Source organism: Comamonas endophytica (assembly GCF_023634805.2).
Classification (GTDB): Bacteria; Pseudomonadota; Gammaproteobacteria; order Burkholderiales; family Burkholderiaceae_C; genus Comamonas; species Comamonas endophytica.
In genome coordinates, this window is record NZ_CP106881.1 from 560285 (window position 1) to 572542 (window position 12258).

The following is a 12258-nucleotide window of genomic DNA, read 5'->3' on the forward strand; positions in this document are numbered from 1 at the left end:
AATCGCGAACAGCGTCTCTTGTCTCAGAAGCACCGAGCAAGGGCCGCACCTGGGCGGCCCCCCCGCAGCGGGGGTGCCGTCCCTAGCCGGGCGCCCCCCTCCATCGAAGGATGTGAGGGGGAAGCCGCGGCCCGCGTAGGGCGGCCCGCGTAGGGCGGCCCGCCTAGGGGGGCCCGCCTAGGGCGTGAGCGGCTCAGAGGGTGATTAGGCTATCCATTTGCGGGCATTGCGCCAGACGCGCATCCAGGGGCTGAACTCGCTCTTGTCGCCCGAGGTCCAGCTCATCTGCACGTTGCGGAAGACGCGCTCCGGGTGCGGCATCATGGCCGTGAAGCGGCCGTCGGCCGTGGTCACCGCCGTGAGGCCGCCGGCGCTGCCGTTCGGGTTGAACGGGTACTGCTCGGTGGGCTGGCCGTGGTTGTCCACATAGCGCATCGCGCCCAGCACCTGAGCCGCATTGCCGCGCTCGCTGAAGTTGGCGAAGCCTTCGCCGTGCGCCACGGCGATCGGCAGGCGGCTGCCGGCCATGCCCTGCAGGAACAGGCTGGGCGACTCCAGCACCTCGACCATCGACAGGCGCGCCTCGAAGCGGTTGCTCTGGTTCTGCGTGAAGCGCGGCCAGTCCTGCGCGCCGGGAATGATCTGCGCCAGCTCGGCAAACATCTGGCAGCCATTGCACACGCCCAGGCCGAAGGTGTCGGTGCGGCCGAAGAACTGCTGGAACTGCTGCGACAGGCGCTCGTTGAAGGTGACAGAGCGTGCCCAGCCGATGCCCGCGCCCAGCGTGTCGCCGTAGCTGAAGCCGCCGCAGGCGACGATGCCGGCGAAGTCCTGCAGCTTCGCGCGGCCGGTCTGCAGGTCGGTCATGTGCACGTCGACGGCCTCGAAGCCGGCTTCGGTGAAGGCATAGGCCATCTCCACATGCGAGTTCACGCCCTGCTCGCGCAGCACCGCGACGCGGGGCTTGGCCAGGTTCAGGAAGGGCGCGGCGACGTCTTCCTTGGGATCGAAGCTCAGTTCCAGGTGCATGCCCGGATCGCCAGGCTCGCCCGCGGCCGCGTGCTCGGCATCGGCGCAGGCCGGGTTGTCGCGCTGCTGCGCGATCTTCCAGCTGACCGCATCCCAGACCTGGTGCAGGTCGCTCAACGAGGCGCTGAACACCGACTTGGCATCGCGCCAGACCTGCAGCTGGCCCTTGCCCGCGTCGATGGGGCTCGACAGCGGACGGGTCTTGCCGACGAAATGGCTGCACTGCGCCAGGCCGTGCTCGCGCAGCGTCTGCATGACTTCATTGCGCTCGGAGGTCTTCACCTGCAGCAGCACGCCGATCTCTTCGTTGAACAGCGCCTTGAGCGTGAGCTCCTCGCGCCGGCCGCTGACCTGCTGCGCCCAGTTCTTGCTGTCGCCGCTGTCCATGCGGCTGTCGGAGATGCCGTCGCCCTCGGTGACCAGCATGTCGACGTTGAGCGACACGCCCACATGGCCGGCAAAGGCCATTTCCGCCGCGGTGGCCAGCAGTCCGCCGTCGCCGCGGTCGTGGTAGGCCAGGATCTGGCCCTTGGCGCGCAGCGCGTTGACGGCATCGACCAGCCGCACCAGGTCCTGCGCGTCGTCGAGGTCTGGCGTTTCGTTGCCGCTCTGGCCCAGCACCTGTCCCAGGATCGAGCCGCCCATGCGCATCTTGCCGCGGCCCAGGTCGATCAGCACCAGCGTCGTGTCTTCTTCCACGGCATCGAGCTGCGGCGTGAGCGTCGTGCGCACGTCCTCGATCGAAGCGAAGCCGGTGATGATCAGGCTCACGGGCGAGGTGACCTTCTTGGTCACGCCATCCTCCGTCCACTGCGTGCGCATGGACAGCGAGTCCTTGCCCACGGGAATGGAGATGTCCAGCGCCGGGCACAGCTCCATGCCCACCGCCTTGACGGTGGCGTACAGGGCAGCGTCCTCGCCGGGCTCGCCGCAGGCCGCCATCCAGTTGGCCGACATCTTGACGCGCGGCAGTTCGATCGGCGCGGCCAGCAGGTTGGTGATGGCTTCGGCCACCGCCATGCGGCCCGAGGCCGGCGCGTTGATGGCCGCCAGCGGCGTGCGCTCGCCCATCGCCATCGCCTCGCCCGCGAAACCGCGGAAATCGGCCAGCGTCACCGCCACGTCGGCCACCGGCACCTGCCACGGGCCGACCATCTGGTCGCGGTGCGTCAGGCCGCCCACCGCGCGGTCGCCAATGGTGATCAGGAAGCGCTTGGAGGCCACCGTCGGGTGCGCCAGCACATCGATCACCGCGGATTCCAGCGGCACGCCGGTCAGCAGCATGTTCGGCAGCGTGCGCTCGCACGAGGTCACTTCCTTGTGCATCTTGGGCGGCTTGCCCAGCAGCACGTCCATCGGCATGTCGACCGGGAATTTCTGCGCGCCCTCGGCCACCGCCGTGTCCTCCAGCACCAGCTGGCGCTCCTCGGTGGCCGTGCCGATCACCGCGAACGGGCAGCGCTCGCGTTCGCAGAACGCGGTGAACTGCGCCAGCGACTCGGGCGCGATCGCCAGCACATAGCGCTCCTGGCTTTCGTTCGACCAGATCTCCTTGGGCGACAGGCCGGATTCCTCCAGGTTGACGGCGCGCAGATCGAAGCGTGCGCCGCGGCCCGCGTCGTTGGTCAGCTCGGGGAAGGCATTCGACAAGCCGCCCGCACCCACGTCGTGGATCGCCAGGATAGGGTTGTTCGCGCCCTGCTGCCAGCAGTGGTTGATCACCTCCTGCGCGCGGCGTTCGATCTCGGGGTTGCCGCGCTGCACAGAGTCGAAGTCGAGCTCGGCGGCGTTGGTGCCCGTGGCCATCGAGCTGGCGGCGCTGCCGCCCATGCCGATGCGCATGCCCGGGCCGCCCAGCTGGATCAGCAGCGAACCCGCGGGAAATTCGATCTTCTTCGTCTGGTCGGCATCGATCACGCCCAGGCCGCCGGCGATCATGATCGGCTTGTGGTAGCCGCGCAGCACGCTGCCGACTTCCTGCTCGTACTCGCGGAAGTAGCCCGCGAGGTTCGGGCGCCCGAATTCGTTGTTGAAGGCCGCGCCGCCCAGCGGGCCCTCGATCATGATCTGCAACGGGCTGGCGATGTGCTCGGGCCGGCCGATCTCGCTGCCCCAGAGCTTGGAGACGGTGAAGCCGCTCAGGCCGGCCTTGGGCTTGGAGCCGCGGCCGGTCGCGCCCTCGTCGCGGATCTCGCCGCCCGCGCCGGTCGAGGCGCCCGGGAACGGAGAGATGGCCGTGGGGTGGTTGTGCGTCTCGACCTTCATCAGCACGTGATGGGTCGCCTCTTCCTTGACATAGGTGGGCGCGGCGGCCTGGCCCGCCTGTGCATCGAGGCGCGCGACGAAGCGCTCGACCTGGTGGCCTTCCATGATCGAGGCATTGTCCGAATAGGCCACCACCGTGTGCTGCGGCGAGAGCTGGTGCGTGTTGCGGATCATGCCGAACAGCGATTTCTCCTGCGGCACGCCGTCGATGGTGAAGCTGGCGTTGAAGATCTTGTGGCGGCAGTGCTCGGAGTTGGCCTGCGCGAACATCATCAGCTCCACGTCGGTGGGATTGCGCTTGAGGCCCTGGAAGGCATCGACCAGATAGCCGATCTCGTCGTCGGCCAGCGCCAGGCCCCAGGCCTTGTTGGCCTCGACCAGCGCCTGCGCGCCGCCGCCGAGCACGTCGACGAAGGCCATCGGCTGCGCCTGCAGCTCGGTGAACAGCTTGGCGGCTTCGTTGCGCGAGGTCATGACCGACTCCGTCATGCGGTCGTGCAGCAATGCCGCCACCTGGCCCAGCTGCTCGGGCGTGAGTTCGGGCGTGCCGCCGAGCAGGCCGCTCTTGAGCTGGATGCGGTACTCGGTGATGCGCTCCACGCGCTGGATCGCCAGGCCGCAGTTGCGCACGATGTCGGTGGCCTTCGAGGCCCAGGGCGAGATCGTGCCCAGGCGCGGCGTGACCACCAGCGCCAGGCCGTCCTCGGGTCCCGCATAGGGCTCGCCATAGTTGAGCAACGCCGCCAGCCGGCTGTGGGCATCGCCGTCGGGCGCGGTGTCGGTGGCCACGAGATGCACGAAGCGCGCGGTGACGCCGTTGATCTTGGGGTGGATCGCTTCCAGGGCGGAAAGCAATTGTCGGGCGCGGAAAGAGCTCAGGGCGTTGCCGCCCTCCAGCTGGGTCAAATGCAAGGTCACGTGGCAGCCTGTCGGAATGTGAGGCGTGGAGACGGCGCGGTGCGCCGTGGGCGATGCGCGGCATTTTACTTGCGCCCCGTGAGGTCCGCAGACTGGAGCCCTGCAGGCCCGGAGGTGCAATGGGATAATTGCCCGATGAGCATCACCATCAAAACCGCCGAAGACATCGAAGGCATGCGCGTCGCCTGCCGCCTGGCTTCCGAAGTGCTGGACTACATTGCCCCCCACATCAAACCCGGCATCACCACCGCGGAAATCGACCGCCTGGGCGCCGAGTGCATGGCGCAGCAGGGCACGGTCTCGGCCACCATCGGCTACCAGCCCCCCGGCTACCCGCCCTACCCCGGCCACCTGTGCACCTCGGTCAACCACGTGGTCTGCCACGGCATCCCGAGCGACAAGCCGCTGAAGAAGGGCGACATCGTCAACGTCGACGTCACCGTCATCACGCCCGAAGGCTGGTATGGCGACAACTCGCGCATGTACCTGATCGGCGAATGCTCGATTGCCGCCAAGCGCCTGTCGCAGCTGACCTTCGAGTCGATGTGGCTGGGCATCCAGCAGGTCAAGCCCGGCAACACGCTGGGTGACATCGGCCATGCGATCCAGCGCTTCGCCGAGGGCCACGGGCTGTCGGTGGTGCGCGAGTTCTGCGGCCACGGCATCGGCAGGAAGTTCCACGAGGAGCCGCAGATCCTGCATTACGGCAAGCCCGGCGAAGGCACCGTGCTCGAGGCCGGCATGGTGTTCACCATCGAGCCCATGCTCAACCTGGGCAAGCGCGACATCAAGGAACTGGGCCGCGACGGCTGGACCATCGTCACCAAGGACCACAGCCTGTCGGCGCAGTGGGAGCACACGCTGGTGGTGACACCGACCGGCTATGAAGTCATGACGCTGTCGGCCGGCTCGCCGCCGCTGCCGGCCTTCGTCACGGCCACGCGCTGCTGAGCATGCTGCCCGGCAGGGCTTGCATGCGCATGATTCTTGCTTGATGAACGGTGGATATTTCTTTTTCTTCCCTTGCCCATGAATCCTCTGCACGCCCTGCGTGACACCTACCGCCTGGAAAAGGCCGCCCTGGTGGCCGCGCTGCTCACGCCCGCCATGCAAAAGCGCAACATCCGCCAGGCGCTGCACCAGTTGAGTGCATTGACCGATCGCGTGCTGTGCCAGCTCTGGGAACGTGCCGGCCTGCCCGCCGGCGCCGCGCTGCTGGCCGTGGGCGGCTACGGCCGTGCCCAGCTTTTCCCGGCCTCGGACGTCGACGTGCTGGTGCTGCTGCCTGAACCGGCTGTGGCGGGCAGCGAACTCGCAGGGCAGCTCGAGCAGTTCATCGGCAGCTGCTGGGACGTGGGGCTGGAGATCGGCTCGAGCGTGCGCACCGTCGCCGAATGCCTGGAGGAGTCGGAGCGCGACGTGACGGTGCAGACGGCGCTGCTGGAAGCGCGCCGCATCTGCGGCAGCCTGGCGCTGATCGAGGACTTCACGCGCCAGTACCGCGCGCAGATGGACCCGCGCGCCTTCATGATGGCCAAGACGCTGGAGATGCGCCAGCGCCACAACAAGTTCGAGAACACGCCCTACGCGCTCGAGCCCAACTGCAAGGAGTCGCCCGGCGGCCTGCGCGACCTGCACTACATCATGTGGCTGGCGCGCGCCGCGGGCCTGGGCAACAGCTGGCGCGAACTGGCGACCAACGGCCTGGCGACCGAGCTCGAAGCCCAGCAGCTCGAAGCCAACGAGGCGCTGCTGAGCCTGGTGCGCGCGCGGCTGCATGCGATTTCCGGGCGCCATGAGGACCGGCTGGTGTTCGACCTGCAGACCGCCGTGGCCGAGAGCTTCGGCTTCCAGTCGGTCGCGCCCGACGGCCAGCGCCTGGCGCTGCGCGCCAGCGAAACACTGATGCGCGAGTACTACTGGGCGGCCAAGGCGGTGACGCAGCTGTGCCACATCCTGCGGCTGAACATCGAGGAGCGCGTGAGTCCCGCCTCGCACGAGCTGGTGCCGCTCAACGAGCGCTTCTTCGACAAGGCCGGCATGATCGAGATCGCCAGCGACGATCTCTACGAGCGCCACCCGCACGCGATCCTCGAGACCTTCCTGGTGTACGAGACCCATGTGGGCCTCACCGACCTGTCGGCGCGCACGCTGCGCGCGCTCTACCACGCGCGCGGCCTGATGGACAGCAGCTTCCGCCACGACCCGGTCAACCGCGCCACCTTCCTGAAGATCCTGAAACAGCCCAGCGGCCTCACGCATGCGATGCGGCTGATGAACCAGACCTCGGTGCTCGGGCGCTATCTCTGGCCGTTCCGGCGCATCGTCGGCCAGATGCAGCACGACCTGTTCCATGTCTACACGGTGGACCAGCACATCCTGATGGTGCTGCGCAACATGCGCCGCTTCTTCATGGCCGAGCACGCGCACGAGTACCCGATGTGCTCGCAGCTCGCCGGCGGCTGGGACAAGCCCTGGCTGCTGTACCTTGCGGCGCTGTTCCACGACATCGGCAAGGGCCGTGGCGGCGACCACTCGGTGATCGGCGCAGTGGAAGTCAAGCGCTTTTGCCGGGCGCACGGCATCGACAGGGCCGATGCGGCGCTGGTCGAATTCCTGGTGCGCGAGCACCTGACCATGAGCCAGGTGGCGCAGAAGCAGGACCTGGCCGATCCCGAGGTCATCACCGCGTTCGCGCAGCGCGTGGGCACCGAGCGCCGCCTCACGGCGCTGTACCTGCTCACCGTGGCCGACATCCGCGGCACCAGCCCCAAGGTCTGGAACGCCTGGAAGGGCAAGCTGCTCGAGGACCTGTACCGCGCCACGCTGCGCGTGCTCGGCGGCCGCGCCCCCGACGCCGCGGCCGAGATCGAGTCGCGCAAGCGCGAGGCGCTGGTGCAGCTGGCGCTGTCGGCCCAGCCCTTCGAGTCGCACAGGAAGCTGTGGGACACGCTGGACGTGCGCTACTTCATGCGCCACGAAGCGGCCGACATCGCCTGGCACGCGCGCCACCTGTCGCGCAATGTCGGCGCATCGCACCCCATCGTGCGCGCGCGCAAGTCGCTGGCCGGCGAAGGCCTGCAGGTACTGGTCTACGCCCGCGACCGCGCCGACCTGTTCGCGCGCATCTGCAGCTACTTCGACCGCGCCGGCTTCAGCATTCTCGATGCGCGCGTGCATACCGCGGGCAATGGCTATGCGCTAGACACCTTCCAGATCGTCGCACCGGCGATGCAGGAGCGCTATCGCGAGCTGATGAATCTGGTGGAGACAGAGCTCGTGCAGACCATCGAGCGCGGCGGCGAACTCCCGGAGCCCACCCAGCGCCGCGTGTCCCGCCGCGTCAAGAGCTTTCCCATGGTGCCGCGCGTGAGCTTGTGTCCTGACGAGAAGGCACAGCATTGGCTGCTGAGCATTTCGGCCATCGACCGTGCCGGTTTGCTTTATGTGGTTGCACGCATTCTGGCGCGCCACCGCCTGAGCGTGCAACTGGCGAAGGTCAGCACGCTGGGCGAGCGTGTGGAAGACACCTTTCTGGTGGAAGGGGCGCAGTTGCAGAGCAATGCGAGGCAGATTGCGATTGAGACGGAGTTGATTGAGGCGCTGTCGTTTTAGAAGCTGGCTTCAGCCGGGCGGCCAGCACACTTTAACGGGTTCAACGGCATGCCTTTGCCGCGGGCAGGGGCCGGGTCTAGGCCCGGCAGCCGACTTCGTTTTCTTGACGCACAAGAAACCGAAGCAAAAGAATCGGCGGGGGCGCCTGGCCCCATCTGCCTGCGATCTTCCGCTTCGCGGCAGGCGCAGGCAGATGGGCGGCGGCAGGGAGCGGGATAGCTTCTTTGAGACGTAAAAAATGTTGACCTCATTTCTAACGCGCCCTCGCGGGTTCAATAACCGTTCGTCCTGAGCCTGTCGAAGGATGGACGGCCTGCGCTCAAAACAAGGGCGCTATCTTGGTCGCAGCAAGTCTCTGCCTCAATCGTCCTCCGCCGCACTGATCCCCGGAAACAACACCTCCGTGAACCCGAACTTCGAAAAATCCGTCATCCGCATCGGATAGAGCTTCCCCCACACATGGTCACACTCATGCTGCACCACCCGCGCATGAAACCCTTCGACCGTGCGATCGATGGGATCCCCATACTGATCGAAGCCCGTATAACGGATGCGCTGCCACCGCGGCACCACGCCCCGCATGCCCGGCACCGACAGGCACCCTTCCCAGTCATGCTCCACCGCATCCCCCAGCGGTGTGATCGTCGGATTGATCAGCACCGTGCGCGGCACCACCGGTGCCTCGGGATAGCGCGGATTGGGCGCCCCCGAGCCGAAGATCACCACCTGCAGATCCACGCCGATCTGCGGCGCGGCCAGGCCCGCGCCGTTGGCCGCGGCCATGGTGTCCAGCAGGTCGGTCACCAGCAGATGCAGTGCATCGGTATCAAACGCCGTCACCGGCTGGGCCACGCGCAGCAGCCGCGCATCGCCCATCTTCAAAATCGTGCGTACCGTCATATGTATTCCTTGCAACGCGGGCGGTGCAACGGCACCTCCGCGGCCGGGCGCAAACCGGCCCGGCACCGCCACCAAGCATAGCGCGCCTGCCGGCTGCGCGCGCAGCCATCCTCGCGGCACAATAGGCCATGCCCGATCCCGAGCAGCCCGCCCCTGCCCCGACGCGCAGCATTCCCGCGCTGCGCATGCTGCCCTCGCGCCCGCTGCGCTGGCTGCTGCAGGGCTGCGCCTGGCTGTGCCTGGCGCTGGGCATTGCGGGCGTGTTCATTCCCGGCCTTCCGACCACCGTGTTCATCCTGCTGGCGGGCTGGGCAGCGGCGCGCAGTTCCGAGCGGCTGCATCTGTGGCTGTGGCAGCACCGGCTGTTCGGCCCGATGCTGCAGGACTGGGCCGCGGGCGGCCGCGTGGGTCGGCGCGCCAAATGGAGCGCCAGCGCCGCCATGGCATTGGGCGCGGCCGTGGTGTGCTGGGCTCCCGTGCCCAGCTGGGTGCGCTGGTTCTCGCTGACCAGCATGGCCTGCGTGCTGGCCTGGCTATGGGCCAGGCCCGAAACCTGAGCGGCAAGAAATTCAGCAAAAATTGCCCATCTTTTCCGGAGACGGAAATTTTCATCCTATAATTCAAGTCTTGTTCCTCAATAGCTCAGTCGGTAGAGCGCCGGACTGTTAATCCGTAGGTCCCTGGTTCGAGCCCAGGTTGAGGAGCCAAGAATTTTTCTTGCCTTGCAATCGAACAAGGCAATTGCGTCAGTCAAGTTGTTCCTCAATAGCTCAGTCGGTAGAGCGCCGGACTGTTAATCCGTAGGTCCCTGGTTCGAGCCCAGGTTGAGGAGCCAAAAATTTCTGCCCGGCAATTGTACCGGGCGTACCGCAGATATTCCTCAATAGCTCAGTCGGTAGAGCGCCGGACTGTTAATCCGTAGGTCCCTGGTTCGAGCCCAGGTTGAGGAGCCACAAGAAGCCAAGCAGTTTTCGACTGCTTGGCTTTTTTTGCCTTTTGCCACGGCAGGCCCCAAGCTTCTAAGCTGTTTTCGAATGAAGGAAATGAGTTTTTATTCGTTCCATGTCGAAGCAGCCCTGCGTAGTATCGCGTTTTTGACTTGCGCCGGCTTGCCCCATGACCCACGCCACCACAGAACAGCTCCGCGTCACCCCGTTGGGAGAGCACATCGGTGCCCAGATCGACGGTATCGACCTTGCACAGCCGCTCGATGCCCGCACAGTGGCGTTCATCAAGGATGCCTGGGAGCGCCATCTGGTGCTGCGCTTTCGCGGCCAGACGCAGCTCAGCCTGCAGGGGCAGATCGCCTTTTCCCGCCACTTCGGCGAGCTGGACAAGCGACCCATTGCGGCCAAGGCGATGCACGCCAGCGTACAGGAACTGCCCGATGAAATCGCCATCATCTCGAATGTGAAGATCGATGCCCAGCCGATCGGCGGGCTCGGCGATGGCGAATCCGTCTGGCATGCCGACATGACCTACAACCCCACGCCGCCGCGCGCGGCGCTGCTGCATGCGCATGAAGTGCCGGCCAGCGGCGGGGACACCCAGTTCCTGAACCTGTATGCCGCCTATGAAGGCCTGCCCCAGGATCTGAAGCAGACCATTGCCGGGCTCGACTGCATCCATGACGCCAGCATCAACAGCGCCGGCGAACTGCGCCTGGGCTTCGAGCGCGTGACCGATCCGCGCAATACGGTGGGCGCGCGTCATCCGCTGGTACGCATCCACCCCGTGACCGGCCGCAAGAGCCTGTACCTCGGCCGCCGCCGCAATGCGTATGTGCCCGGCCTGTCGCTGGCCGACAGCGAGGAGCTGCTGGACACGCTCTGGGCGCATGCCGTGCAGGATGCATTCACCTGGCGCCAGCAGTGGCAGCCTGGCGACCTCGTGGGCTGGGACAACCGCGTCACGCTGCACCGGCGCGATGCCTTCGACCCCCTGGCCCGCCGCCTGATGTACCGCACCCAGGTCAGCGACCGCGTGCAGTAAACAGCTTCCCTTATCTCCCGCTGCCCGCCGCTGCCCGAATGCGCAGCGGTAACGCCGCCGCATGCCTTCCCCATGACCATGACCCAACGAATTCCTTCCCCCCGACGCATGCTGTCCAGCCTGCTGGCACTGGGTGCCCTGCTGGCCGGCCCGACCGGCGCCGCCGACCGGCCTGCCCATCCCCTGCGCCCGATCAACATCGTCGTCGCCGGCCCCGCGGGCGGCGCCACCGATGGCGTGGCCCGGCTGATCGCGGCGCGCATGAGCGTGACGCTGGGGCAGGACGTCATCGTCGAGAACAAGGCCGGCGCCGGCGGCGTGATCGGCACCAAGTACGTGGCGCAGTCCAAGCCTGACGGGCAGACGCTGCTGCTGGGCCACATCGCCACCAATGCGATCGCACCCGCCGTGCATGCGCCGCGTCCCTACGACCCGGTGGCGGATTTCGAATCCATCGGCTTCATCGGCAGCACCGCCAGCGTGCTGGTGGTGCCGGCCAAGGGCCCGGCAACGCTCAAGGCCCTGCTGGCGTCCGGCAACGGCGCACCGCTGAGCTATGGCTCCACCGGCATCGGCGGCACGGCGCACCTGCTGGGCCATGTGTTCGGCCAGGCGACCGGCGCGGCCACGCTGCACGTGCCCTACCGCGGCAGCCCGCCGGCGCTGCAGGACCTGGTGGGCGGGCGCATCAGCATGATGTTCGCCACCTCGGGCGCGGTCGCGTCGTATCTCGAAGCCGGCTCGATCAAGCCGCTGGCGGTGGCCGCCAACCAGCGCAGCCGCTTCCTGCCCGACGTGCCCACCTTCAAGGAACTGAACTATCCGAACGTGGTCCAGGAAGGCTGGTTCGGGTTGTTCTCCGCTGCCGGCACGCCCCAGGAAACCGTGCGCCGTCTCAACCAGCATCTCAACACGGCACTCGCCGACCCCACGGTGCGCAAGGGGCTCGAGCAGCTGTTCGTGGAAACCGCCGCGCCCGCAGGCCCGGAGAACTTCAAGTCATTCGTGCGGAAGGAGGCGGCGCACTGGGCCGGCGTCGTCGCCAGCTCGGGGGTCAAGACCCAATAAGCGTTTCCTGCACGCGGGCGCAGCCCCAGAAAGACCAACTGCCCCGGCCAGTGATGGCGCGGGGCAGTGGCATTGGTTCAAACGGCGCGCTCAGGCGGCACGCACGACCGACGGGCCGGCCATGGGCGTCACCGCTGCGGGAGCCTCCACGCGCGCCGCGGGCAGCCCGCCCTTGGCGGCGCTGTGGCGGCGCAGCGCCTGTTCCTCCCATTCGTGGATCTCCTGCTCCAGGCGCTGCGCACGGGCGGCATACATCTCCGCCGAAGACTGGTAATGCTCGGCGGCGATCGAATGTTCGAGCATTGCCATGCGTGCTTCCTGAAGATAGGCCCGGCTGCGGCGGATATGGCGCGGCTCGGTCAAACTCCCACCCCAGATCTTGCTGAACGGCATATTTGCTCCTTGATGGCTTCTAGTCGGCGCAAGCGTTTGCAACGCTTGCGGATAGACGTAAATTAAGCCTTGGAAGTC

The 12258-nt window shown here is 67.0% G+C and carries 8 protein-coding genes and 3 tRNA genes; 8 read left to right on the forward strand and 3 right to left on the reverse strand.

Annotation, left to right across the window (positions count from 1 at the left end):
* Nucleotides 1-204: 204 nt before the first annotated feature.
* Complete coding sequence (gene purL, locus M9799_RS02385) at nt 205-4212, reverse strand: phosphoribosylformylglycinamidine synthase (RefSeq protein WP_231044359.1); 4008 nt, start codon at nt 4210-4212, stop codon at nt 205-207.
* 135 nt (nt 4213-4347) lie between these two features.
* On the opposite strand from purL, the gene map reads away from it, so the two are divergent.
* Both map and M9799_RS02395 read left to right on the forward strand, forming a co-directional pair.
* A complete protein-coding gene (gene map, locus M9799_RS02390) occupies nt 4348-5163 on the forward strand; it encodes a type I methionyl aminopeptidase (RefSeq protein ID WP_231044358.1) in 816 nt (271 codons plus the stop codon).
* Between the two features lie 78 nt (nt 5164-5241).
* A complete protein-coding gene (locus M9799_RS02395; RefSeq protein WP_231044357.1) occupies nt 5242-7827 on the forward strand; it encodes a [protein-PII] uridylyltransferase in 2586 nt (861 codons plus the stop codon).
* 360 nt (nt 7828-8187) lie between these two features.
* Here the strand turns inward: M9799_RS02395 and def are convergent, their stop codons facing one another.
* Entirely contained in the window at nt 8188-8727 is a 540-nt protein-coding gene (gene def, locus M9799_RS02400) for a peptide deformylase (RefSeq protein ID WP_231044356.1), read from the reverse strand.
* A gap of 128 nt (nt 8728-8855) precedes the next feature.
* On the opposite strand from def, the gene M9799_RS02405 reads away from it, so the two are divergent.
* The 6 genes from M9799_RS02405 (at nt 8856) to M9799_RS02430 (ending at nt 11787) form a co-directional block, all read left to right on the forward strand.
* A complete protein-coding gene (locus M9799_RS02405; RefSeq protein WP_231044355.1) occupies nt 8856-9284 on the forward strand; it encodes a YbaN family protein in 429 nt (142 codons plus the stop codon).
* 74 nt (nt 9285-9358) lie between these two features.
* A tRNA-Asn gene (locus M9799_RS02410) sits at nt 9359-9434 on the forward strand.
* A 52-nt stretch (nt 9435-9486) separates the two neighbouring features.
* Nucleotides 9487-9562, forward strand: a tRNA-Asn gene (locus M9799_RS02415).
* A 42-nt stretch (nt 9563-9604) separates the two neighbouring features.
* Nucleotides 9605-9680, forward strand: a tRNA-Asn gene (locus M9799_RS02420).
* Nucleotides 9681-9843: 163 nt separating this feature from the next.
* A complete protein-coding gene (locus M9799_RS02425; RefSeq protein ID WP_231044354.1) occupies nt 9844-10719 on the forward strand; it encodes a TauD/TfdA dioxygenase family protein in 876 nt (291 codons plus the stop codon).
* Between the two features lie 78 nt (nt 10720-10797).
* The gene (locus M9799_RS02430; RefSeq protein WP_231044353.1) at nt 10798-11787 is read left to right on the forward strand and encodes a Bug family tripartite tricarboxylate transporter substrate binding protein; all 990 of its coding nucleotides are present in this window, start codon (nt 10798-10800) and stop codon (nt 11785-11787) included.
* Nucleotides 11788-11877: 90 nt separating this feature from the next.
* Here the strand turns inward: M9799_RS02430 and M9799_RS02435 are convergent, their stop codons facing one another.
* Nucleotides 11878-12096, reverse strand: a complete 219-nt coding sequence (locus M9799_RS02435) for a hypothetical protein (protein WP_231044352.1) — start codon at nt 12094-12096, stop codon at nt 11878-11880.
* Between the last annotated feature and the right edge of the window lie 162 nt (nt 12097-12258).

Coding starts and splice junctions, on each gene's coding strand:
- M9799_RS02395 (WP_231044357.1), top strand. CDS start 5,242: ATGAATCCTCTGCACGCCCTGCGTGACACCTACCGCCTGGAAAAGGCC.
- M9799_RS02405 (WP_231044355.1), top strand. CDS start 8,856: ATGCCCGATCCCGAGCAGCCCGCCCCTGCCCCGACGCGCAGCATTCCC.
- M9799_RS02435 (WP_231044352.1), bottom strand. CDS start 12,096: ATGGCAATGCTCGAACATTCGATCGCCGCCGAGCATTACCAGTCTTCG.
- def (WP_231044356.1), bottom strand. CDS start 8,727: ATGACGGTACGCACGATTTTGAAGATGGGCGATGCGCGGCTGCTGCGC.
- map (WP_231044358.1), top strand. CDS start 4,348: ATGAGCATCACCATCAAAACCGCCGAAGACATCGAAGGCATGCGCGTC.
- M9799_RS02425 (WP_231044354.1), top strand. CDS start 9,844: ATGACCCACGCCACCACAGAACAGCTCCGCGTCACCCCGTTGGGAGAG.
- M9799_RS02430 (WP_231044353.1), top strand. CDS start 10,798: ATGACCCAACGAATTCCTTCCCCCCGACGCATGCTGTCCAGCCTGCTG.